Genomic DNA, 23922 nt, shown 5'->3' with positions numbered 1-23922 from the left:
AAATTTCAAAATATTACAATCAGTTTAAAATATTGCTACCTAATCTTGATGAAGCAAAAATGAACGACTACATAAAATCAGAAAACATATAGAATATATTTGTTGAGCTCAAGCGATAATGCTTAGGCTTTTTTTTGTTGTAGAGAGAATATAAAAGTTCTTAAACTTTAGTTGATATTTATTCTTCATCTTCAATTTTATAAACGACTTTTACTGTATTGTCAGCATTGAAAACATAAATCCTTCTACAAACAGGACATCTCCATACATCATTTGCAGGATCTGGAATAGTTAGTGGATCTATCAGGTCACCTAAATTTATAATATTATCCCATTCTCTATCACTGTAAACATAAAGCTGTACATCATTAGGAGCCTCTACGGTGGACAATTGATTGCCACATTTACATATAAATTTCGCCATTATGATTTCTCCTCACTATTTATTTTTCCTTCATTAGTCCAGATTTGCACTTTGCCCGGCAATCGTTTGTCATTATAGGTTCCTTTCGCTCGTTCTATAATCTGAGAGGCCTGCTCCATGGTTAATCCAGCGTCTCTACCATCTATTATCACTATTTCAGCATGTTGTTTAAATCCATCTTTAATTCTGCCAACGCCAGTATTCACATTAGGATTTTGTAAAGACTTGAGCTCTGTTGTCTTACCATCAATTCTAAAATCAGGTGTCTTTTCGCCATGAGCTGTAGATTCTTGTATTCTTTCAACTGTTCTTCCTTCGAAAATCAATTCTTCGGCCACTTTTCTTTCTGCAGGTTTTAGTTCCTCAATGTTACCTATGAAACGTCCTGAGTTGTATTCTTTCTGTTTATGAATATTTTCATCTACTGGAGAAGTTAAGTCGTCTTTTGTGAATGATCTTATGAAGTTTTTTTGTTCTTTCAGAAATAGTCCTGAAGAGGTGCTTCCAATAACTAAGCCTGCTGTTCCAAAAATATTAGACCAATGTTTCGAAGACCAAGAGTCATCAGGAAACATTGTTTCTCTAAGCATGCCATGTATGCCTAAAGTCATATAATTAGCGAAATCATTTGGAGAGTCTAACCATTTACCAGCACGATCAGTATATCCTTGATATACTCCTTTTGGAATACCTGAAGTTATGTAATCTAGAAAGCTGCCAACAGAATTAAATTTGTTCTCTGATCTTTTAACTGCATCATTATATATACCTACTCCAATGTCTTTAATACTATTCAAAGACTTTTCGAATGGATTCAATTCATCTGAAAATGAATTGCTTTCTTTAGTTTCATCGGCTTGTCTAAATTCTATTGACTTTCGAATTAATTCCTCTTTTATTGAATTAACAAGTGGTACAAAGATATTAATAATTTGAACAGATTCTTGATAATAGGCATAGAATTTCTGCTGAGTAACACCATCCCAATTATATTGTAGCCAAAGTATTTGTTGCTTTAATTGATTACTCATCCTATCCACTTCTTGTCGCGCGCATTCAAACTGATTTGCAACAGTAAGTAATTGATCTGGAGATACTATAATTCTAGTCATAATTCCTCCTTTGTGCGGAGTTAATTATGATGTATTACCACAATCCCAATAATAGGAAACATATGATAAATTTCATTTAATCTTGTTGTTAGCAACAAGATATTTTAAATAATATGTTTGTCTCTGTATGTAATTAATCTTTTATCAAAAAGCTAATTCTCGAATCATACAAAAAATTCTATTTTACATAATCCTCAAAAGATATTTTATATTCAGAGAATTTTTCAGGATCGCCTTTTTCAAATATTTTTAAAGTAGCTGGCTCTCGAAAATCTATATCTTCTACTTTATAGTATACATTCTTCAATTCTCCATCTGTACCATTGATAGTATCGTAGGCTTCTATAATTTTGTTATCAGCTCGATCGCAAACATGTTAGCCCAAATCGACTATTCACGGCCGCAAGACGTCCGTTCATATCTCCATCACCTCATCCACCTTAGAGATGTAATTCTCTACTCAATGTATTCTAGTGGATAAGGCTATATTAGCAGTTTCAATTGATTTCTATCCAAGCCATAACAATATCTCATTCAATTTCCATTTGGTATAGGCCAGAACCTCTCGAGTTTGATGTTTTGACATGGGAAGGACGGTTGAATCCGTTACACCAAGAGTTGGATGATTATACTTCAAAAATGTTGCGATCTCTAAGCTTCGCATTCCATGATAAGTATGAGTAATGATGATTGCAGTTCGCCAGTCTCGCTGCTCCATAATTCTCTGACTGTACAACAAATTTTGATATGTATCTCTGGCCTTATTCTCAAGTACAATGTTTGCATCAGGCACGCCATGCTGCAGTAAATAATTCCGCATTCCTTCAGCCTCAGTATACTTATAGCTCGGTTGATCCAACCCACCACTTACGATAAACGTATGGAATTTACCTTCTTTATATAGTTTAAGGCCATGATCCAATCGCTCCTTAAGACCAGGGCTAGGGGAATCTCCCCACATGGATGCACCTAGTACGATACCCACATCACTGACGGTATTCATACTTGTACTTGTAGTATCACGGATTTTCAACCAAACATATCCACACCACATGAGCCCAATTAAACCAATGACGATGATCGTCAATGCCCACTTTTTCCAGACTGAGCGTGTTCGTTCACTTCCGGAAACTAGCCTCGCTCTTGAAACACTCATGATTTCCTCCGAAAATCACCATTCTCAAATAACCTCTTTCGATGATCTAATGACATCAGGAAATAAGAGAAGTGGTGTGAATTAATATCTGCAAGCAATTGCTTTGCAGTCTTAACCGCAAGGTTGTAATCATCCTGCGTTATATCTCCACGCGACAATGCTTCTTCTAATTCATCTTCATCCAGCAAAAAAACCTCGCCATTTCGCAGAACGACAACATCCAAGTATAAATCATCGAACCAAGGAACTCCTTGCTCAGTGACACCTTGTGTTTTGCATGTATCAATATACCACTGAATAATTTCATTACGCTCATCGAACATAGCTGTAACGATATAATGACTGTTCTTCGGAAAATACTGCAACCAGGAATAACCCTTATCTGCAATACGATACGTATGAGTACCGTAATTTTTCCAGAGTGGTTCCTTAAGATTATAAATGGTATACAGTGTTATATATCCCGTAAATTTCTCACTTTCAACGTAGCGGCAAGCAAAACGGCGACGAGATATACGGCGCCAGTTTGCGCGATCTCCAAATTTTCGTTTCATGGAAAATTCCCTCTCGAATATGGTAGATACAGCTTACCACATTTAAGAAACACACTCAAAATATGTACATAAAAAAAGAAGCCCCCATGGGACTTCTTTTTCATTATGAGTACAAAATTTACATTATGGGTTATTACCTTGATCTATTGGAGTGTTAGCACCACCAGATGTGCTCTGTTGCTTAGTAGCATCGGTTCCAGTACCTGATGTCGAACCATTCGTCGTTCCCTCTACGGGAGGTGTGGTTCCTTCACCTGTACCCCCACCGTTATCTACGGGTGGATTAGTACCAGAATCGCCTCCACCAGTACCGCCGTTACCATCACCAGTGCTACCACCGCCATTATTACCATTTCCATTATTATTTCCACTACCGTTGTTCCCATTACCATTATTACCATTATTACCGTTATTACCATTATTGCCATTACCATTGTTACCGTTATTGCCATTGCCGTTATTACCGTTACCGTTATTACCATTGTTACCGTTATTTATATCTCCCGAACCATTACCATTGCTGCCATTGTCACCGTTGTTATTACCATTATCCGTGCCATCACCCTGATCTTCATTTCCATTATCATCTGGAATCTGTTCATCTGGTGGAATGACAGCTTCCTCGATTTTAATTTGGAAGGTATTAGATGGTGGCGATTCCTTCTGAGTATCCGTCGAATATGCAGTAACATAATATTCATAGGTCGAGCCAATGACAGCACCTAAATCTTCTGCTGATGTACTTGTTAGAGAATCCAGAATCATCTTGTAATCACTTTCTGATGCTTCTTTACGATATAAACGGTACTGAATATTATTTCCTTCTGCGCCATTCCAATCAAGTGTAACGGTTTGAGTTTCAGTACTATAGGAAGCACTGAGTCCACTCACATTAAGTTGTTGTTCTTGAACAGGTTCTTTTTCCTCTGGCTTAGCATTTTCAGGAACGATGAATTCCTTACTCTTATATCCTTCTAGCGCCTGTTTCATGACTTTACCCCAGAACGCGGCAGCTAGTGGACTACTATTATGAAGCATGTGGTCTTTATCCGGATTATCATAACCCATCCACACCGCTGCAGTTAACTCAGGTGTATACCCTACGAACCAAACGTCACGGTTCGAACGGTTACCTGTTATACCACTTTGCGTCGTTCCTGTTTTACCTGCAACAGGACGGTCCAATCTCGCTTTTGTCCCTGTACCACTTTCAACAACTTTCTTCATCATTTCAGTCATTTGATACGCGGTATTCTTACTCATAACCTCAACACCGTTGTTCTTATGTTCATACACCGTTTTACCATCACTATCCATAATGGACTTAATGGCAAACGCTTTGTTCTGAACGCCGCCATTGGCGAATGCACTATAAGCCTGGGCCATTTCAAGTGTATTGGTACCTTTGCTTATACCACCAAGTGCCATAGAAAGGTTCTTGTCTTCCGGCTGCAATCCAATCCCCAGCTTCTTAGCAAATTGGTAACCCGTATTGACACCAATTTCATTCAAGAGCCATACAGCAGGTATGTTCTCTGATTTCTGAATAGCGGTTGTCATGTCAATCGTGTCTGAGTATCCGTGTAAATTACCCGGACAATAATTTTTACCAAAGCATTGTTTCTTATTGCTTAAAGGCGTATTAATATTAAAATCGCCTGTCTCTAGTGCGGGTGCATAGGAAACAATGGGTTTAAACGCTGAACCAGGCTGACGACGACTATTCGTCACTCGGCTATAGCCCTTACGCTCATAATCTCGTCCGCCTAGGAGAGCAACTAATCCGCCTGTCTCTTGATTAACAATAACCATCGAACCTTGAACTAATTGATCATCTTTGCTCTTCTCAAAATTCGAAGCGTCGGCAAACTCTTTTTCGAGAACAGTCTGTGCATTGGCATCCATTGTTGTATTAATTTTAAATCCGCCGATGTTCAAATCATCCTCAGAATAATCGGTTACGGCTTCCGCTTCGCTCATCACGTAATCCATAAAGTTCTGGTAACGCTGCTGCTTCGCAGGTGGCTCATAATCGTAAACAACTGCCTTAGCCTTGTTCATCTCATCTACAGTAATATATCCTTGCTCAGCCATTAGCTGAAGCACTACTGCGCGCCGCTTCATGGATTCTTCTGGATGACGCAGCGGATTATATTTGGATGGACCTTTAGGCATGGCAGCGAGTGTTGCCATCTGCCAAACTTTCAAATCATTCAAATTTGTTACTCCAAAGTAATATTTGGAAGCTTCTTGTATTCCATAAATTTGACCACCGAAAGGAATTCGGTTCAAATACATGGTAATAATTTCATCTTTATTCTTATTACGTTCAATAGCCATGGCTATTGATACTTCTGTCGCTTTGCGGAAGAAGGTTTTATCACGTGTTAAAAATATGTTCTTCGCGAGCTGTTGGGTAATTGTACTTCCGCCCTCAACTTTAGATCTTGCAATGACGTCCTTAACAGCTGCACGTCCAATAGACCATAAATCGACCCCATTATGCTCATAGAAACGACGATCCTCAGTCGCTACGAATGCATCTTTAAGGAGTTTTGGGATTTCTTCGCTGTCAATCGGATCACTCTTCTTCAGAGACAACTCACCCATTAACTTGCCGTTTCGGTCATATACTTTCGATGTTTCATGAATAGTCATCTTACCCATATTTGCCTTGTACAGGCGTTCACCATTGATTGTAATATATAAATATCCGGCAAGCGCACAAAAAATGGCTATGGCACAAGTGAAAAACAAGGTCCAAAATACACGTTTTTTAGATATCTTCTTTTTCTTCTTAACTGACTTTGCTTTGTTCGTTGTCTTGGGCTGTTCTTTGTTTTTATCAGACCTCGACAATTTGTTATTATCCATGGTGCCTCCTGACTCCCTTTCGGTTCTTCGTATAAGAGTTGGAAATAAAAGAACAACCCGTAAAGGTTGCTCCGGTTTGGTTCCTATAACTATAGAAAGATGTTGCAGCATCAAAGCTGCCCGATCAACCTATAGACTTAAACGAAAATCATGCCAAAAAAGTTTCAAAATTATTTTACTAACCTTCGTTCTGAGTGTCCTGCATCAGGGATACATTACGTTGTGGTGTAACAGTAGATATCGCATGTTTGAACAACATTTGCTGACGTCCATCTGTGTCGACTACAACCGTAAAGTTGTCAAATGCCTTAATGGCTCCTCTGATCTGAAATCCGTTAACCAAAAAAATGGTAACTGGAATGTTCTCTTTACGCAGTTGGTTTAAGAATGTATCTTGGATATTAATGGATTTATTCATTAGCCGTACCCCCAACGATTCATTTAGATTGTTTTGAAGTATATTCAATATTCGAGAGAAACTTTCCTGCTATTATATCACGGATTTGTGTGAAATTCGCACAAAAATTTGCCGTATCCGAGACATCCACCCACGTAATCTCTTTCATATGACGAAACCACGATAGTTGGCGTTTGGCGAATCTGCGGGTATCTCTTTTCAGTGTAAATACCGCTTCTTCCAGCGTTTCCTCCCCTTGAATACATGAGATCATTTGTTTATACCCCAAACCTAGCATGGATACGAGTCCCGGCCCATAACCTCGGTTCAGTAGATCACGAACCTCATCAACCAGCCCTTGCTCCATCATCACATCAATACGGGCTTCAATACGTTTATATAGCATTTGCCTATCCATTGTCAAACCTACCAAGCACAAATCGTAGGGAGACTCCCGTTTTTGGCCTTCTAGCTGGGACGATAAGGGGGTACCTGTCAAATGATAGATTTCCAAAGCCCTTATAATTCGTCTCTGGTCATTCGGATGAAGCCGCTGGGCACTTGGCGGATCAACTACTTGTAGCCTTGCATGGAGTGCCTCTGCTCCATACTCATCTGCAAAGGCTTGCTGCTCTTGACGAAAGGCTGTATCTTCACCAACCTCTGCAAACTCAAACCCATAACAAACGGATTCAACATATAGCCCCGTCCCTCCAACAATAAATGGCATTTTGCCTCGTGCATGGATATCAAGGATCAACCGCCGGCATTCTTCTTGAAATTCAGCAACTGAATAAGGATCGTCTGGATCATGGATATCAATTAAATGATGGGGAACTCCTTCCATTTCATCTTTGGAAATTTTGGCAGTTCCAATGTCCATGTAACGATATACCTGCATCGAATCACCGGAAATAATTTCACAATTAAAATGCTTAGCGATTTCAATACTCATATGTGTCTTACCAACGCTGTCGGGCCTATAAGTACGAGTAGCTGGGGTTTTGAAATCTTCTCAGTTGTGTTTGGCACTGTCAACAGATATCACTCCATATGCAATTTTTGATTGGCGTTCATCCGAAGTAAAGCCCAAGCGTGCAAACTCAGAGCTTCCTCTTTTTTCCTTAAGAACGACTGTTTTACGTGCAACCCTAATTGCTTCTGCTATGCTTTCTTCACTCAGAGCATCTGGATTGGCGAAGCTTCTTAGAGGGCTAATTGAGGCTGACTCTAACATAGGTTCCCGGAACATCGGATCGAAATATACAATATCAAAACTTGCATCTGGCATACTGCGCAGTACATCAAGGTGATGTCCATGTCGAACTGAGATTCTTCGCATAGCCTCATTCACTTCAGCATTATCTGAACTGTATGTAGCAAGTCCTTCCATGAGAAGAACAGACAATGCCTCAGAACTTTCTATTGCTGTGACTGACCCACTTGGTCCCGCTTTTACTGCAAAAACAAGTGAATCCGTTCCAAGCCCTGCGGTGCAATCCAATACCGTATTACCCAGCGTTATGCCTGACGAATCTAGCATTGGATCGTACTCCCCTTTTAGAATCCTTTTAGCGCGAACAAAACCCATACTTGGGTGAAATTCCATTGGCAATTGACCAGATCTAAACAGTCTCGCTCCCTGCTCTAGCACAACAATTACATCTTCATTCTTATGCTTGGCTGCCAATCTTGCAAGCGATCCATTCATTCGCGGAATGTATACATTGTTTGTGCGTCTAGACAAATCCTCCGCGCGCTTAACAATCGTTGGGTCCGCTCCCCTTCCTGTCGTTATAATCATGTGAATCTCCATTCTATATCTTTGAGTACCTAACCTAGTTGCATAATTCATATCGAGCAAAGTTGAACGAACTACATCACACGTTTAAATAATTTTTCAAGATCATATATTGAAAAAGAAACGACAATCGGACGCCCATGTGGACATGTATAGGGCTGACGACAGTCTGCTAGGCGTTCAAGCAGTGTCTGTGCCTCTTGATCGGTCAATTTCTGATTGGCCTTAATTGAAGCTTTGCAAGAGCACAGAATCGATGATTTTTCTCTTAGCTTGGCTAAATCAATCACGCGTTCATTTAGAACCCATTCAGCCATTTCCTCGAGTACTTCCTTTTCCTCTCCCTTAGGGAACCAAAAAGGATGGGATCGTACAAGGAACGTTTGTCCACCAAAATGCTCCAAATAAACGCCAACTTGTTCAAACCAGTGAAGCTTCTGCGTAAGTTGCTGCGCTTCAGAAGGCGTAAATTCAAGGGTGATCGGCAGCAGTAGCTCCTGCGATGCATCTGCTGGTTGACCAAATTGTTCATAAAAATATTCATAATTAATCCGCTCATGCGCTGCATGCTGGTCGATTAAATATAGTCCCTCAGCATTCTGAGCAATTAGATATGTGCCATGATGCTGTCCAATTAGCGTAAGTTCAGGAAAAGGAGGAATTTCCGGCGCCTCTCTTCCCGAAGCAGCCAGCAGATTACGTGTCTGTGCTGGACTTAAAGGCTTCCCTGAACGAATATCTCGATCCGCTTGCGCGGGCAAAGCATATCCCGTTGCTCCCGTCTCCCGCATCGCGTAATCAGATTGAGATTGAGGCGATGTATACTTCTGCTTGTCCCATGTATTGAGCTTGGTACATTCGAATCCTGGTTATACTCCCGTGGAGGAGCAGAAGCATCTACTACACTTGCCGTCTTAGAAGATGTTCCAGAGCCTACATTCATTTCAGCGGATTCATTCGCTTGAGTATCCGATGGAAGCAGTGGCAGTGATCCTTCCGGTAACGGATTGCCATTTTTATTTTTGGAGAAATGGAACTGCTCCTGAATAAAGGAACTGCTTCCTTTACCCCCAATACTCTGCTTCACCGGTTGAGGTATAAGCACCTCTTGGCGAAGCACTTGATAAATACTTTGCTCAACAAAAGGATACAGTTCCTGCTCCTTACTGAAGCGAACCTCTAGCTTGGCTGGATGCACGTTCACATCCACAAGCGACGGGTGCATTCTTAGATCAAACACAGCTAGCGGAAAGCGATTAATAGGTAGCAGCGTATGGTACGCTCTCTGAATTGCTTGGTTTACTCCAAAATTCCGAATGTATCTGCCATTCACCATCGTTGAAATACCATTTCGGTTCGAACGTGTCCATTCTGGACGGCTAATGTAGCCGTGGAGCTGAAAATCCAGATTTTCAGCCTGTATAGGCAGCATCGCTTTGGCCGCCTGTGTTCCATAAACAGCCGCAATAACTTGCAAAAGATCCCCATTCCCAACCGTTTGAAGCAATGAATTGCTATTATGACGCAGTGAGAATGCAATTTGGGGATGCGACAATGCCATTCGGTACATGAAGTCTGAAATATGTCCGAGCTCTGTTTGAATGGTTTTCATATATTTCAGCCTAGCCGGGGTATTGTAAAATAATTCACGGATGATCAAATCTGTTCCCCGAGGTGCGGCTATTGTCTCATCAGCAATGAGCTTTCCGCCCTCAATCACAACTCGATGGCCCAATCCTTCGTCTCCACTAGAGGTAACAAGTTCAACCTTAGCAACGGCTGCAATACTCGGAAGCGCCTCTCCTCGAAACCCAAGCGTTGTAATATGGAACAAATCCCTACTGTGCTCGATCTTACTTGTGGCATGGCGGTAAAAGGCAGCCGTGCAATCATTAGGATCAATACCTGAGCCGTTATCCGTCACCCTGATACTCTGGAGGCCGCCTTCCTCAACGGTAACTTCAATCTTCGTACTACCCGCATCAATTGCGTTCTCCACCAATTCCTTCACGACGGAAGCAGGGCGCTCGACTACCTCACCGGCAGCAATCTGATTGGCGATATGCTCGTCCAAAATATGAATTTTTGCCATGCCATCATCCCCTTATTTCTTTTCTACTTGACTGCTGTCTCCTACAGCTCTCTAGCCTTCATCTTCAATTCATTCAAAAGCTGCATTGCTTGCAGCGGTGTCATATTCATCACATCAACATGCTTAACCGTATCCACAAAATCGATCAGCGCTGGATTGGTAACGGTCGCTACCACAACGGGAGCCGAACCTTGAGCTGGATCAGCATCTGGATCAGGAGCTGAGTTAGAAACCGCATGCTTATGCTTACGAATTTTAGGGGCTTCTTCTTCACCAAATATAGAAAGCTGCACCACTTCCGTTTCTTGACTTTGTTCTTTAGCTGCGCCAACTTGTTCCAATGGCTGCTCTATATGTTGTAGCAAGCTGTAAGCTCGTCCAATAATGGATGATGGAAGCCCTGCAAGGCGTGCACAATAAACGCCGTAGCTACTCCCAGCAGGTCCTGGCACAAGTTTACGTAGAAAATGTACTTTCTCCCCGCTCTCCTGCACCGCCATCGAATAGTTACTCAAGCCATCTAGACTATCCTCTAAATGGGCCAGCTCATGAAAATGCGTGGATACAAGACCTTTACAACCAATGGTGTCATGTACATACTCAATTACAGCTTGCGCAATGGCCATGCCCTCACTTGTTGACGTACCTCGACCTAGCTCATCGATGATAATCAAACTACGAGGTGTGGCCTTCTCTGTCATCACCTGAATATCTGCCATCTCGACCATAAAGGTACTCTGTCCACCTATGAGGTCATCCGCCGCACCAATTCGCGTGAAAATGCGGTCAATCATCGGAACTTCGGCCTTCGTTGCTGGAACGAAGCAACCGATTTGTGACATGATCGAGATTAAGGCTACTTGGCGCATATATGTGCTTTTCCCTGCCATATTAGGCCCAGTAATCAGTAAGATTCTTGCCTCGTCTCGGGAAAGTGTGGTCGCGTTCGCGATGAAAGAGCTTTCCTTCATGACGGCCTCGACAACTGGGTGTCTTCCTGACTCCACAACGAAATCAAAACCGTCCGTCAATACAGGTTTCACAAAACCGTGTTCAGCGCTAACCGCCGCAAGGGATTGGTATACGTCCATTTCGGCGACCTTCTCAGCAAGTTTCTGTAGTCTGGATATCTCAGCACTGAGTTTATCCCGCAGTTCGGCAAAAAGCATATACTCTAAATCGACCATCTTGTCTTGAGCTTCCAGGATGAGAGCTTCTTTCTCCTTAAGTTCAGGAGTTACATATCGCTCTGCATTCGCCAGCGTCTGCTTACGTTCATAGCGACCTTCAGGTAGCGAGGCTACATTGGCCTTCGTAATTTCAATGTAATAACCAAATACTTTGTTAAAACCAATTTTCAGTGTACGAATTCCGGTTGCTTGCCGCTCTTGTGCTTCGAGTTCTGCAATCCAACGTTTACCGTTCACACTTGCTTCGCGCAGCTCGTCCAGATGTTCGTGATAACCTTCCTTAATGAGTCCCCCATCCCTTACAGACACAGGCGGCTCATCTGTAATGGCCTGATCAATCGCTTCACATAAATCTACACATTCATCCATCTCATCTGCTAATTTACGTAGAGTTTCTGAAGAGGATGTTGCGCAGAGTTCACGCAATGCCGGAATCTGATAAAGGGACATTTTAAGCGCATTTAAATCCCTACCATTCGCATTACCATAGGCAATCCGTGCGACAAGGCGCTCTAGATCATAGATTTCTTTAAGTGAAGTTCTTAAATCCTCTCGCAAAATAAATTGATTGTAGAGCTGCTCTACTGCCTCTAGACGCTCTTCAACAGCTTTGCGGTGTAGAAGCGGTTTATCAATTCTCCGACGCAGAAGGCGTGCTCCCATAGATGTCTCTGTCCGGTCCAATAACCATAGCAAAGAACCTTTCTTCGAACGGTCACGTACGGTTTCGACGAGTTCGAGGTTACGCCGGGTAAATGGATCAAGGATCATATAATGACCTGGATCATATGGCGAAATGTGCGTGAGCTGTCCAAGCGAACGACGCTGCGTTTCATTCAGATACGAAATGAGTACAGAGACGCAGTCCTGCCGTTCTCGATCAAGCCTTGCCCAAGCGGCTTCACCGAATTGAGTGCGCACTAATTGCTCGTCTTTCTTATCACGAGGAGTATACACAACTGGCTTACCCCACTGTAATTGTTCATTCTGAATCGTCTGGAGCATAGACGCGTCACCGATCATTTCAACGGGCTCGTAAATACCGATCTCATCGCGAAGCCATTCCACTGAAGCTGGCATACTTGTCACATATAGTTCTCCTGTAGACAGATCGCATGCAGACAAAGACATCATCCGCTCTGTTTCCGTCACACAAACGAGATAATTATTGGATTTATCGGCAATGTTCTTGCCTTCCATAATCGTACCTGGAGTTACAACGCGGACGATGTCCCGTTTTACCATACCTTTGGTTACAGATGCATCTTCTAGCTGCTCGCAAATGGCTACTTTATAACCTTTTTCAATTAATCGTTGAATATAATTCTCTGCTGAATGATAGGGTACTCCGCACATTGGAATGCGTTCCTTGCCCCCGCCCTCTCGGCCGGTCAGCGTAATCTCAAGTTCTCTAGAAGCCTTAACCGCATCTTCAAAGAACATTTCATAGAAATCTCCAAGACGGAAAAAAAGAAAGGCATCTTGTGCCTGTTCCTTTACTTTCAAATATTGTTCAATCATAGGCGTATACTGGGCCATGACTTACCTCCAACCTGACTTTTACTTAGCTCTATTATACCAGAAATAAAAGAGCCAAAAGCAACGTTAGTAGGAATCTTCCATAGCGAGCGAATATCGCGTGATTCATTCCACACTTTCCCATTTAACATGTCTTTCAGCAATGGTTCAATCGAAGATGAATATTGCTCATATTCAGGAAGACTACGCAGCTCTTCAAGTAGCGGCTTAATGCACTCTCGAATCGCTTTTCGCTTCCCGCTATAATAAGCCTCGTGAATAGGTTCGTTATCTAAAGGACGTTGCAACAATTGGGCGTGATTCAATACGATGAGGTAGGACAAATAAACAATGCCTTTGGTAAGTGCTGGAGATACGAGAAAACTTGGAAGTGTGCGATATTCGAATCCACCATGGGGTTGCCTTCTGAAATCTCCTAGATATCCGTAACGGGGCCGCCGGTCTCGGCTACTCTGAGCCTCCAGCAATGAAACAGGCAGCGTCAAATAATTATCCAGCGCCCGCAGCAGCGGCGGCGTTAACAGGATTCCGCTGAAGTGCAGATGCCCGCCGAGAGGCAGCCCTGGCTTCGGCATTCCTCCTGCTTGCCATATTAATGTATGGTCTCCGATTAATCGACCCGCAAGCTTCATAGCGTGCATCAGCTCGATAAGCAGACCGCGCGGTGTGGCGCTGGGTGAAGGGCGAAGTTCAGCAACGGGATACGTTGTAATGCCGCCAGCGCTTACCGCATCGCAGCCAACTTCACCATCTCGCTCCAAGAAAAGCGATGCAGGTACAACATTGCCAGCGTTCGGATCTACAAGTATAAATTCAGGGTCCATGCCTAACAGAAGCATACTTCCTTCCAATTCGAGACCTGCTTGTTCCTTCTGTAATTGCTGCTCAGCTTGTACATATAACCTTTTCAGCTGTTGCTTATGTAATCGATGTACAGGTGTAATTTGTTCAACGCCATATTTCCGTTCACCACATGAAGCTAGAATCACTTCGCCTTGATCAAGTCCAAGCGAATACAGACTGCGTATAGCCGCTTTTTCCAGTTGTCTGTACAGACCACCTCCCTGTTCAGGAAGATTGAGTTCTGGAGCAAGCATTGGATGAATGCCTTTCACACCCATTTGCCGCTCCACTCGTTCAATATGAATTGCGCGCAGATTGTAGACCTGCACAGCATAGCGGCTTCGGTAATGAGCTCCTGCAGCCTTATCTTGAGAATGAGAATGGAGCAGAAGAGAGATGATGCCAGACCGAATTAAACGCGAATGTCTAACTTCTGTTGTCCACGAGTCAAAGCGTTGCTGCTGAACTGCATCTAACTTCATCTCTTCCGCCCCTCCTTATAAAATTAAATAAAAAAGGAGGGCAGTCGCCCTCTCATCGCCGCGTTAACGGCATATAGTACACTATACCTCTAGATCAGCCCCGAAGTTTACAACTCATCATCCAGGGAGTCCGGATCCAGATCCTCGTAATCTCCCTCATCATCACCACTAAACTCGAATTCTTTGTCCTCGTAATCTCCGTGCCCATAAGCACATACATTAACTCGAACCTTCGTTTCAGCAATTAACTCCACCGTAAATTCCCGCTCCACACGGATGATGACGTTGCCTCCTCCAGAAGAGACACTGGCTTCAACACAACTAGGTTCCTGCGTTGCCTCCGCAGAGACCTCCACTGTTGAAGCCCGATGCTTCGGATCCACATAGGAAAGTGGAACCAGTTCTACATACGACACCGTTTCTTTGCCGACATCCGTCTGAGAATTTTTGTCATAGGAATACCAGATGTTGATATCGTAAGTACCTATAACTTCTATTCCGTCGCCTGCGGCTACCGCTTCGTACTGATGGTTAATAATCCAGGCCCCGAGGATACTGGTCGGATTATGAGGCGGCGTCACGGTATGTGTTACGGTAGAGAACTTACGACCTTTGCCGCAGATCGCTTTCGTGATAATCTCTCTACATTGATGTTTACGACTTAATGACATTTTTGAACCTCCTCCATACAATCATTCAATTCAGTGTATGCAGGACATAGGCATTTGTTGATTAAACGAGCATAAATGATTAAAATATTATTCCTCTCACCCGAAAATATGGCTATCCAATAATAAAAAGAAGACCATCACATCTCTCAGTAGATTGTGTTGGTCTTCTTTTTCATGGCTTTAACCACGGGAAGGAAGCGGAACCTTAGCAGAAGTAGGTGCCTTATTCGCTTTTGCAATTTTCAAATAAAGCGAGAGTTCGCGACTTAGCTGAAGAATGGCCGAACGAACCTCAAACTCTTCTCGCGAAGTAGGCAAATCCATCTTTTTAAAAGCAAGCGCTAGCTCCTTCAATAGGTTCTCGGTTCGTCCCGTATAATGTTCATCGGTCACGTCCTGACTTAATTGCTCGAACAATTCTGCAACCAGATCAGCCTGCGGCAGCTTTTGATATACGTCGGAGACGAGCTGAAGCATATTCTGAATGGACTCAAGCTGTTCTTTTCGCATATAAAAATAGACATTCCATGCCTCATCCGAATGAAGCATTTGATTCTCAAGCGCACGATTTGCCGCAGTCGATCCATCTTGAATCGCTTTACTTGCTTCGATTATTTCTGCTCCGTCCCATATGTACGAAGGGTCATGCAATGTTTTAGAAATCTTTGCGAAGATGACAGAGAAGTGCTCGTCCACTCTTTTGCGAATTTGAATCATTTGCTCTGAAGTCTTAGGCATGTAGGCAAGATTCACGATCATCGCTGAACCAAGACCGATGACTAACAATTCAACTTGTGTCCACAATGTGTGAAATTCCAAATTCCCGCTTCCAAACACGCGGAACACAACAACGGAACTCGTGACGATGCCTTCCTTGAACCTAGCACGTGTAATCGTTGGAAAAGCAACGAGGATATAAAGGGGCAGTACCCAATAATGAAAACCAAATAATGCAAATAAGACACATGCAACGAGAAGCCCCAGTAACGAAGCAAAAAAACGTGCAGAAACGGTCCGCAAGCTGCGCTTGCGAGTCACATCAACACCCAATATGGCAAGTAGTCCAGCCGATAGTGGTCCACTTACTCCAACTACATCTGCAACTGTAACAGCCATAATCGTCGCGACAGCCGTCTTAATCACTCGAAAACCCATGGATAACGCCTCTTTCTCAAATTACTCTACGTTTGACGTGTATCCATGGTACTTGATTTCAGGGACAGACACAATATGATGAGTCACGCGGCGGTGTCCATTACCGAAAACATATACTCACTGTTAAATAGACTAACGATGTTTCAGTAATTTTCGTTCAAGATAGACAACGAGTTTGTACATGGCTGTAGCTACTACTGCAATAATAAGTAGACTAGATAGTACAAGTGTAAAATTAAATACCTGAAATCCATATATGATCAAGTAGCCGAGGCCCATTTTAGCGACAAGAAATTCACCGACAATGACACCCACCCAAGCCATTCCTACATTCACCTTCAGTGTAGATATAATTGCTGGAAAAGATGCAGGGAGAATGACTTTACGAAACATTTGTGACCTTGAACCGCCAAAGGTCCTCACAACTTTCACCAAATTCGGATCTACCTCATTAAAGCTGTTATACACAACAAGCGTCGTAATAATGACCGTAATGGACAAAGTCGTAACGACAATAGCCGTGAAGCCCGCGCCGAACATTACAATAAAGATGGGACCTAACGCAACCTTCGGCATACTGTTGAAGACAACGAGGTAAGGATCAAGCACCTTAGACAAAAATGGCGACCACCAGATCACTACAGCAAGTAATGTTCCAAACAATGTCCCTAGTATAAATCCAACGATCGTTTCCCCTACGGTCACACCTAAATGCCCCCACAGCTCACCGCTGATCATATCTCTCCATATCTGGGCAAATACTTTCGAGGGATAACTGAATAGCAGCACATCGATCCATTTCAGCCTGCCCGCTACTTCCCATAGGGCAAAGAATACGACAAGCAATGCCATCTGTACGCTAAAAACATGACTACGATGCTTGCGCTGACGTTTCAAATATGTGGTGTGAAGCTCCTCCAGAAGCTTGTGGCTCTGATGCTGAGAAGGAAGCAACTCATCTGATTTGTGCTGAATCATTGTACAAGCTCCCTCCTTAATCAGCATGCTCCGAGGATTCCATTTCGCGCCAAACCTCATGAAACAGTTCATTAAACCCTTCCTGTTCACGAGCTAGCAAAGGCTGTGCCTGCCTAATATGCTCGGGTATGTCAAAGGTTCGTTTGATACGCCCAGGATGGCTGGCTAGCAGAATAACTCGATCACTTACTGCAATGGCCTCAGACAAGTCATGCGTCACCAGCACGGCTGTTTTTTCTTTTTGCCGAAGTGTACCCGCGATTAGGTCTTCCAGTTGTAGCTTCGTTTGATAATCCAGTGCAGAGAATGGCTCATCCAGAAGTAGAAGATCTGGATCTGTCGCGAGTGTACGCACAAGAGCTACCCGCTGGCGCATCCCGCCTGAGAGTTGACTTGGGTATCCGTCCTGCGTGCCCTCAAGCCCCATCTCCTCCAGTAATGAAATCGTTCGTTGTCTATTGTCCTCCGTGAGCCTTTTAGTCAATTCAAGGCCAATCAAGGCATTCTGGAGTATCGTGCGCCAAGGAAACAAATAGTCCTGCTGTAGCATATAGCCTACTTCCGGTGTAGGTCCTGCAACGCTCTGTCCTTGAATCAATACCTCGCCTTGCGTCGGTGTGAGCAGGCCGGCAATCATAGACAGAATCGTTGTTTTACCACATCCGCTTGGGCCCACTAGACTCACGAATTCGCCAGGATAGATTGCTAGATCCAGTCCTTCCACAGCTAGTGATGCTTTACGATCACTTACATAGACATGAGTTAATTGTTTCAGTTCAACGACCGGCACCATACACTCACCCCCTTTGGCATGATTTCAATTTTATTTGACTGTCGCTTTGGCCTTGTCAGCAAATTGATTATCCACGATCGCCGAGAGTGGCACGGTTTTCTTCAATTCACCAGCTTGAGTCATGACGTTCAGCAGGTTATTCCATTCAGCATCATCCAGTACCGCATCTGGAGCGTAGGTGCCTTGTGCCTGATAACGTTTTACGGCAGATACGATAATATCGCGTTCTGTATTTTTAAAATAAGGAAGGATCGCATCTGCAATTTCTTCAGGCTTGTGCTGAGCTACCCAAATCTGTGCTTTTTGCAGCGCATTCGTAAATTTCTGAACCGTATCCGCATTCTTCTTGATGTAGCTTTGCTTACTCATGAACACGGTGTAAGGCAAAGGCCCGCTCTCCACACCAAATGATGCGACAACATGGCCTTTACCTTCTTTTTCAAAAATAGAGGCTTGCGGCTCAAACAATTGCACATACTGCCCAGTTCCCGATACAAAAGCAGGTGCAATATTGGCAAAATCAACATTTTGAATCAATTTGAGATCTTGCTGCGGATGAATGCCATGCTTCTTCAACGTGAATTCCCCGGCCATTTGCGGCATACCGCCCTTGCGCTGTCCTAGGAAGTCCTTGCCCTTCAACTGATTCCAGTCAAAGTTATCCGTTTTATCGCGAGCCACAAGAAATGTTCCGTCCGTTTGTGTGAGCTGCGCGAAGTTAATGACAGGATCATCCGTTCCTTGCTGATACACGTAAATGGAGGTCTCCGACCCAACCAATGCCACATCAATCGCTCCCGAAAGAAGCGCAGTCATTGTCTTGTCACCGCCAGCTATGGTTTGCAGATCTACATCCAGACCCTCTTCTTTAAAAAAGCCTTTCTCCAGCGCTACGTATTCCGGAGCGTAAAATACCGACCGTGTTACTTCGCCCACTTTGACTTTGATGTCCCCTTTGCTATCTGAGCACCCCGTAAGTGCTACCCCGAGCAAGAGAACCGTAGCTAGTGCAAACCCTAAGAAACGTTTGTTATTCCACATCCTATTGCCTCCATCCCTTGTATGCTATGTCGTATCCTATTCACCTGCCTACAAAAGGGTTAAAGAGACACCAAAAAAACTCCTGATGTATGAAAAGGAAGAATCGCTTCTTCGCTATCCACATATTCAGGAGTTTCTGGATCTATCAGTATTCATCTCTTAATAATTTACAATAATTTAGAAACTAATTTTAAATTACAACTTGTAAATTTCCGTATACTTCTCTTCCAGATAATCCGCAAGATAGTCAGGCGTTAGCTCTTCACCCGTTACTCTTAAGATCAACTCAGCAGGAGTCACGGATTTACCAAAGCGATAAATCTTATCTGTGAGCCACTCTTTAATTGGAGCCAGATTCCCTGCAGCAATATACTCATCCATTTGCGGCATCTCTTTGCGCAGCGTATGTAGAATCTGTGCAGAGTACATGTTACCGAGTGAATAGGATGCAAAATAACCGAAGTCTCCCCCAGACCAATGCACATCTTGCAGTACACCTACGCCGTCATTAGGAGGTGTCAGGCCGAGATATTCCTCGTACTTCTCATTCCATACTCTAGGTAAGTCCTTCACTTCAAGACCTTCGTTAAACAACATCTTCTCAATTTCATAACGGATGATGATGTGAAGATTATAAGTTAATTCATCAGCTTCAATACGGATCAAGGAGTTTTCAACGCGATTAATTGCGCGGTAGAAGTCCTCAAGCTCCACATTCGCAAGCTGCTGAGGAAAATGCTTCTGCAAATCAACATAATAGCGCTCCCAAAATGCGCGACTACGTCCAATCATATTTTCCCAGAGACGAGACTGTGATTCATGAATGCCCATCGAGGTACCCGTTGCAAGTGGTGTTCCCGCTAGAGAAGTGTCAATATTTTGTTCATATAGAGCATGTCCGCCTTCATGTAAAGAGCTGAATACAGCGCTTGTCACATCATCTTGCAGATAATGTGTGGTAATCCGCACATCACGTGGGTTCAGACCAATCATAAATGGATGTACGCTTTCGTCCAAGCGACCTGCTTCAAAGTCATAGCCCATTTGCTCCAAAATAAATTTGCCGAATTTCTCTTGCTGCTCTTGCTCAAATAGTTGATCCAAGAAAGCCGTTTCTGGCTTATGCTCAGACGCTTCAATTTTCTTAACCAGTGGCACAAGGCGATCTCGTAGTCTGCTGAATATCGCATCTAGCTTCGCTACGGTCATGTCGGGCTCGTACTGATCAACTAGTGTATCGTAACGAGTATCCTTCTCGCCCCAGTATCCAATAAATTCCTTTAATAAGACAATAAGTTTGCTGAGGGAAGGCTCAAAGGAAACGAAATCACTATTTTCTTTAGCTTCCTCCCAAAGCGTTTGTGCATGAGCACTTAATACTGCAAATTCTTTAAATTTATCTGCTGGAATTTTACGGTTATGGTCATATTCCTTCTTACATTCAGCCACAATAGTACGAGATACCTGATCTAACTGCTCATTAATTTCTGGTTTGCTGAATTCTTCAATGAAATTTCCCATTTCTTCAGAGATGCTGAGCTTGAACATTTCCGTAGATAACATACCGAGCGTCTCCGAACGAAGCTCTACACCTTTGCGAGGCGCCCCTGTTCTAAGATCCCAATGCATTAATGCAACCGCTTCGTTATATCCACCAATTTTACGAATCAATTCTAGAAATTGATCCCAATTACGCTTCACTTGATCTTCCATTATATGACTCACCTCACGTATAATTTTATACAACCCTCTTGATGATACTTTTTGCGTTCAGTATAATCAATAATTAATACAATAGTTACATATCTAATCTCGTAATATATCGAAGGGAGCTGTTTCAGCTTGAGTCATTTATCTGAAATTTTGGAGTACAACCAGTCATTTGTTGAGGAAAAGGAATATGAGAAGTATTTAACGAGTAAATTTCCAGAGAAGAGACTCGTTGTTATTACATGTATGGATACCCGATTAGTTGAACTGCTGCCGAAAGCAATGAATTTTAAAAATGGTGATGTGAAAATTATTAAAAATGCAGGCGCCATCATTTCACAACCTTTCGGAAGTGTTATGAGAAGTGTTCTCGTAGCGATTTATGAACTAAATGCAGACGAAGTTGTCGTCGTAGGACATTTAGACTGCGGGATGGCCGCTCTAAACGCTGACCATATGATTGGAGAAATCCGTAAACGCGGTATTTCAGAAGAGGTTCTATCTACATTAGAGCATTCCGGCATCAACCTTAACAATTGGCTTCGCGGATTTGATAATGTTAAAGAAGGCGTTATCGGAACGGTAAATCTCATTAAGAATCATCCCCTACTACCTTCTAGCATACCTGTTCACGGTTTGGTGATTGATCCTAATACAGGAGCGCTAGAATTAGCTGTTGAAGGATATGATGTGAACCATCCATCAACTTAATACTTTCCTCTTACAAGGCACGGTTCTTTAATGAACCGTGTCTTTTTTTGTGCATAATGATCTGTTTTGTTGCCAAACCATACAGTTTAAGTGTAGACTTTTTGTGTTAGCATTCCAAACGTATAGGAGATATATCGTCATGAACACGTTATCCTATGGTCTACTGGCTTTTCTAGCCAGAGAACCCTCTTCCGGTTACGATCTTATGCTCAGAATCCAGCCCTTCTGGCAGGCCAAACACAGTCAAATCTACCCTCTCTTGTCTATTATGGAAGAAAAAGAATTATTGTCATCCTATTGGATCAAACAGTTTGATAAACCCGACAAAAAAATATACACCCTAACGGAACAAGGTACACGTAAATTAAAAGAATGGATGTACAAAACACTTCCTGATCCTGTCACTCGCGACGAGTTGTCCATGAGAACGTTCTGCATGTGGATGACAGACCGAGATAACGCCATCGAAATTATTGAAACGCGAAAAGCTTATTTCGTAAGAAGACTCGAAGCATTTGAGGCATTGAAGGATAAGATACCTGATGAGAAGCGTCAGTTCGGTAATAAAGAGTTCTATGACTACATGCTCATTCAAAAAGGAATGTTTAATGCTTCGGCTGGACTTGAATGGTGTAAGTGGGTTTTGACCATGTTAAGAGAACAGGCATCCATTGAACCACCGACGTTATATTCGTCATAATGCCATTTTCATTCATTCCGTAAATAATTGAAACCTAAAGAGGTTCAATACGTAAAGTATATTATTAAAAAAAATCAACAAGAAACTTCGAGGGGGCATTTTGTACAATATGAAAAACTTCGCTAAAAAATGGATACTTGTCTTAATGGCAGTTACTTTTTTCTTTGCAGTATCCACACCACAGAATATGGATGCTAGAGGACGTGTAGGGGGCGGCGGATTTAAATCTCCAAAAAGCTCGTACACCAACACGCCAAAGAAATCGACGAACAATGATTATAAAAAGAGCACCAATACCAATACAAACAAAGTGGGCGCAAATGGTTCAACAGCTAAACGTGGATTCTTTAGCGGCGGCGGCCTCATGAGAGGTCTTATGATTGGTGGACTAGCTGGTATGCTGTTTGGTGGCTTGTTCGGCAACATGGGCTTTTTGGGTAACATCTTTGGACTATTGATTAACGTATTAGCGATCTACGTTCTCTTCTCTGTGATTCGCGCAGGATATAGAGCATACAAGAACAGACGCAAGCCATCCGATTCTCGGAATGACCGGTACTAACATATGATCATTCTCACCATGGATGAAATCATAAACGCGATTTGTCTACACATTGCCGAGCGCAAACAAATTCGCCCGACCGATGTGCAGGTAGAGCTTAGCTGGGAGGAAGACACTGGCTATAGCGCCGAAGTATGGGCTCAAGGAAGAAGCCAGTTTCTGGTGGAAGCCAACTTGATTGAAGCGATCCTCCGCTATCTGCAAAGTGAATATGAGGTTCGTGCATACCGAGAGCAAGTGACACTTGAGCTGGATGAAGAGATTACAGCACGAGTGGACGTTGAGTAGAATGTATCGTTTGTAAAAGAAAGGGAGAGCATCTGTGGATGCTCTCCTTTTTTGTTGTGTTGCTTTCAAATAATATGACGCATGTAGAATAATGTTATACCGAAGCAGGAGCAAAATTAGAATTAGCATTCACGATTACCAAGCACTATTTTTTAAGTAAGCTTAACACTCCTTGGTCGACCCACAAGCGATTGTCAATGAGAACCGTAGGAATACGGAGTGGCGTTTGCTTCCCATTGACCACAGCGTAATTTTTATTCACTGCCATTCAGATTGTTTTATTTCCCTTTCTTGATTACAGCAACCGGAAATGCCTTGTCCGCTTTGTCTACGTTATTGTTGCTCCCTATGCTCTAAGATCATGCCCGCTGCATATTGTTTTTCTGGAACCTTATCCAAAATTCAGACCTGTTATAATTTATTTATAACGGTATTTTGAATAACTCCGCTCTTAATATAATCAGTAGCTTGAGATTGTTCGGATGAACATCAACTCTACTAATGATTATCCCGAACAATTTCTTATACTGAAAACCAAGGCTCATTTAATTCCCTCATTTAATTAATTACTCTGGCCTATAACGAATAGCCCGACTTGATTCACACTGTGTCTCCGTATAGTTTAGCGAGAAAGATGTTTCTTATTATACCAAACAGTAAACTCTACCCCATACCCTTCCCAATGTATACAAACCGCTTTAATAGCTTCTTCATTGCCGTATTCTTCTCTTCACTCGTCTCTGGAAGCGCTCCACAACTCCCTAAAATCATCTACTCGTCCATATATCTGCTCTGCTTTCCTGCAAAAAATAATGTTACAAAAAAGTTGGACGGAATTTATTACACTTT

The 23922-nt window shown here is 42.7% G+C and carries 19 protein-coding genes and 2 pseudogenes; 4 read left to right on the top strand and 17 right to left on the bottom strand.

The genetic code is table 11. The annotated features are described in order from the left end of the window. Positions 1-178 precede the first annotated feature (178 nt). The 17 genes and pseudogenes from JCM16418_RS21750 to JCM16418_RS21665 form a co-directional block, all read right to left on the bottom strand. Positions 179-424 (bottom strand): DUF8617 domain-containing protein, encoded by a 246-nt coding sequence (locus JCM16418_RS21750; protein ID WP_036653186.1) that lies wholly within the window; start codon positions 422-424, stop codon positions 179-181. Continuing rightward, complete coding sequence (locus JCM16418_RS24000; protein ID WP_052020663.1) at positions 424-1536, bottom strand: CdiA C-terminal domain-containing protein; 1113 nt, start codon at positions 1534-1536, stop codon at positions 424-426. Before JCM16418_RS24000 ends, JCM16418_RS21750 begins: the two co-directional genes overlap by 1 nt. 508 nt (positions 1537-2044) lie before the next feature. Next, a complete protein-coding gene (locus JCM16418_RS21740) occupies positions 2045-2692 on the bottom strand; it encodes a YdcF family protein (protein WP_052020660.1) in 648 nt (215 codons plus the stop codon). Then, positions 2689-3246: a ribonuclease FAU-1 family protein gene (locus JCM16418_RS21735; protein WP_036653184.1), complete on the bottom strand. Its 558-nt coding sequence runs from the start codon at positions 3244-3246 to the stop codon at positions 2689-2691. Before JCM16418_RS21735 ends, JCM16418_RS21740 begins: the two co-directional genes overlap by 4 nt. A 123-nt stretch (positions 3247-3369) precedes the next feature. Continuing rightward, positions 3370-6120 carry a transglycosylase domain-containing protein gene (locus JCM16418_RS21730; RefSeq protein ID WP_036653182.1) on the bottom strand — a complete coding sequence of 917 codons (2751 nt, stop codon included), beginning with the start codon at positions 6118-6120 and terminating at the stop codon, positions 3370-3372. Between the two features lie 178 nt (positions 6121-6298). Then, complete coding sequence (hfq, locus tag JCM16418_RS21725; protein ID WP_036653180.1) at positions 6299-6538, bottom strand: RNA chaperone Hfq; 240 nt, start codon at positions 6536-6538, stop codon at positions 6299-6301. A 19-nt stretch (positions 6539-6557) separates the two neighbouring features. Next, positions 6558-7528, bottom strand: a pseudogene (gene miaA, locus JCM16418_RS21720) (tRNA (adenosine(37)-N6)-dimethylallyltransferase MiaA). Positions 7529-7532: 4 nt separating this feature from the next. Beyond that, positions 7533-8321: a class I SAM-dependent methyltransferase gene (locus tag JCM16418_RS21715; protein ID WP_036653178.1), complete on the bottom strand. Its 789-nt coding sequence runs from the start codon at positions 8319-8321 to the stop codon at positions 7533-7535. A 71-nt stretch (positions 8322-8392) separates the two neighbouring features. Next, positions 8393-10410: pseudogene (gene mutL / locus JCM16418_RS24450) on the bottom strand (DNA mismatch repair endonuclease MutL). 41 nt (positions 10411-10451) lie between these two features. Next, entirely contained in the window at positions 10452-13139 is a 2688-nt protein-coding gene (gene mutS / locus JCM16418_RS21700; RefSeq protein ID WP_036653173.1) for a DNA mismatch repair protein MutS, read from the bottom strand. After that, positions 13118-14464, bottom strand: a complete 1347-nt coding sequence (locus JCM16418_RS21695) for a putative amidoligase domain-containing protein (protein WP_052020658.1) — start codon at positions 14462-14464, stop codon at positions 13118-13120. The genes mutS and JCM16418_RS21695 overlap by 22 nt, the downstream gene beginning before the upstream one ends. A 107-nt stretch (positions 14465-14571) precedes the next feature. After that, a complete protein-coding gene (locus JCM16418_RS21690; protein ID WP_036653170.1) occupies positions 14572-15135 on the bottom strand; it encodes an outer spore coat protein CotE in 564 nt (187 codons plus the stop codon). A 180-nt stretch (positions 15136-15315) separates the two neighbouring features. Beyond that, positions 15316-16290, bottom strand: coding sequence for an aromatic acid exporter family protein (locus JCM16418_RS21685; RefSeq protein ID WP_036653168.1), 975 nt, complete (start codon positions 16288-16290; stop codon positions 15316-15318). Between the two features lie 132 nt (positions 16291-16422). Further along, entirely contained in the window at positions 16423-17268 is an 846-nt protein-coding gene (locus JCM16418_RS21680; RefSeq protein ID WP_081765536.1) for an ABC transporter permease, read from the bottom strand. Between the two features lie 16 nt (positions 17269-17284). After that, positions 17285-18061, bottom strand: coding sequence for an ABC transporter ATP-binding protein (locus JCM16418_RS21675; protein ID WP_036653166.1), 777 nt, complete (start codon positions 18059-18061; stop codon positions 17285-17287). A 30-nt stretch (positions 18062-18091) separates the two neighbouring features. Beyond that, the gene (locus JCM16418_RS21670) at positions 18092-19102 is read right to left on the bottom strand and encodes an ABC transporter substrate-binding protein (protein ID WP_036653164.1); all 1011 of its coding nucleotides are present in this window, start codon (positions 19100-19102) and stop codon (positions 18092-18094) included. Between the two features lie 195 nt (positions 19103-19297). After that, positions 19298-20815, bottom strand: a complete 1518-nt coding sequence (locus JCM16418_RS21665) for a carboxypeptidase M32 (RefSeq protein ID WP_036653162.1) — start codon at positions 20813-20815, stop codon at positions 19298-19300. A gap of 129 nt (positions 20816-20944) precedes the next feature. Here JCM16418_RS21665 and JCM16418_RS21660 point away from each other — a divergent pair, with 129 nt between their 5' ends. The 4 genes from JCM16418_RS21660 to JCM16418_RS21645 all read left to right on the top strand — a co-directional run bounded on the left by JCM16418_RS21660 (position 20945) and on the right by JCM16418_RS21645 (position 23073). Further along, positions 20945-21523 carry a beta-class carbonic anhydrase gene (locus JCM16418_RS21660; protein ID WP_036653160.1) on the top strand — a complete coding sequence of 193 codons (579 nt, stop codon included), beginning with the start codon at positions 20945-20947 and terminating at the stop codon, positions 21521-21523. Positions 21524-21662: 139 nt separating this feature from the next. Then, complete coding sequence (locus tag JCM16418_RS21655; RefSeq protein ID WP_036653158.1) at positions 21663-22223, top strand: PadR family transcriptional regulator; 561 nt, start codon at positions 21663-21665, stop codon at positions 22221-22223. 109 nt (positions 22224-22332) lie between these two features. Further along, on the top strand, positions 22333-22785 hold the full coding sequence (locus JCM16418_RS21650; protein WP_036653154.1) for a membrane protein: 453 nt from the start codon (positions 22333-22335) through the stop codon (positions 22783-22785). Between the two features lie 6 nt (positions 22786-22791). Beyond that, the gene (locus JCM16418_RS21645) at positions 22792-23073 is read left to right on the top strand and encodes a YxcD family protein (protein ID WP_036653196.1); all 282 of its coding nucleotides are present in this window, start codon (positions 22792-22794) and stop codon (positions 23071-23073) included. The last annotated feature ends 849 nt before the right edge of the window (positions 23074-23922 follow it).

The sequence above is a fragment of the Paenibacillus pini JCM 16418 genome, from assembly GCF_000576305.1.
GTDB lineage: Bacteria > Bacillota > Bacilli > Paenibacillales > Paenibacillaceae > Paenibacillus_AQ > Paenibacillus_AQ pini.
This window is presented reverse-complemented; position numbering and strand designations above follow the sequence as displayed.

What these genes read in the sequence shown, in the direction of transcription:
- JCM16418_RS21655 (WP_036653158.1), top strand. Translation starts at nt 21,663, where the DNA reads ATGAACACGTTATCCTATGGTCTACTGGCTTTTCTAGCCAGAGAACCC.
- JCM16418_RS21665 (WP_036653162.1), bottom strand. Translation starts at nt 20,815, where the DNA reads ATGGAAGATCAAGTGAAGCGTAATTGGGATCAATTTCTAGAATTGATT.
- JCM16418_RS21690 (WP_036653170.1), bottom strand. Translation starts at nt 15,135, where the DNA reads ATGTCATTAAGTCGTAAACATCAATGTAGAGAGATTATCACGAAAGCG.
- JCM16418_RS21695 (WP_052020658.1), bottom strand. Translation starts at nt 14,464, where the DNA reads ATGAAGTTAGATGCAGTTCAGCAGCAACGCTTTGACTCGTGGACAACA.
- JCM16418_RS21715 (WP_036653178.1), bottom strand. Translation starts at nt 8,321, where the DNA reads ATGATTATAACGACAGGAAGGGGAGCGGACCCAACGATTGTTAAGCGC.
- JCM16418_RS21730 (WP_036653182.1), bottom strand. Translation starts at nt 6,120, where the DNA reads ATGGATAATAACAAATTGTCGAGGTCTGATAAAAACAAAGAACAGCCC.
- mutS (WP_036653173.1), bottom strand. Translation starts at nt 13,139, where the DNA reads ATGGCCCAGTATACGCCTATGATTGAACAATATTTGAAAGTAAAGGAA.
- JCM16418_RS21735 (WP_036653184.1), bottom strand. Translation starts at nt 3,246, where the DNA reads ATGAAACGAAAATTTGGAGATCGCGCAAACTGGCGCCGTATATCTCGT.
- JCM16418_RS21750 (WP_036653186.1), bottom strand. Translation starts at nt 424, where the DNA reads ATGGCGAAATTTATATGTAAATGTGGCAATCAATTGTCCACCGTAGAG.
- JCM16418_RS21675 (WP_036653166.1), bottom strand. Translation starts at nt 18,061, where the DNA reads ATGGTGCCGGTCGTTGAACTGAAACAATTAACTCATGTCTATGTAAGT.
- JCM16418_RS21670 (WP_036653164.1), bottom strand. Translation starts at nt 19,102, where the DNA reads ATGTGGAATAACAAACGTTTCTTAGGGTTTGCACTAGCTACGGTTCTC.
- JCM16418_RS21680 (WP_081765536.1), bottom strand. Translation starts at nt 17,268, where the DNA reads ATGATTCAGCACAAATCAGATGAGTTGCTTCCTTCTCAGCATCAGAGC.
- JCM16418_RS21685 (WP_036653168.1), bottom strand. Translation starts at nt 16,290, where the DNA reads ATGGGTTTTCGAGTGATTAAGACGGCTGTCGCGACGATTATGGCTGTT.
- JCM16418_RS21650 (WP_036653154.1), top strand. Translation starts at nt 22,333, where the DNA reads ATGAAAAACTTCGCTAAAAAATGGATACTTGTCTTAATGGCAGTTACT.
- JCM16418_RS21740 (WP_052020660.1), bottom strand. Translation starts at nt 2,692, where the DNA reads ATGAGTGTTTCAAGAGCGAGGCTAGTTTCCGGAAGTGAACGAACACGC.
- hfq (WP_036653180.1), bottom strand. Translation starts at nt 6,538, where the DNA reads ATGAATAAATCCATTAATATCCAAGATACATTCTTAAACCAACTGCGT.
- JCM16418_RS24000 (WP_052020663.1), bottom strand. Translation starts at nt 1,536, where the DNA reads ATGACTAGAATTATAGTATCTCCAGATCAATTACTTACTGTTGCAAAT.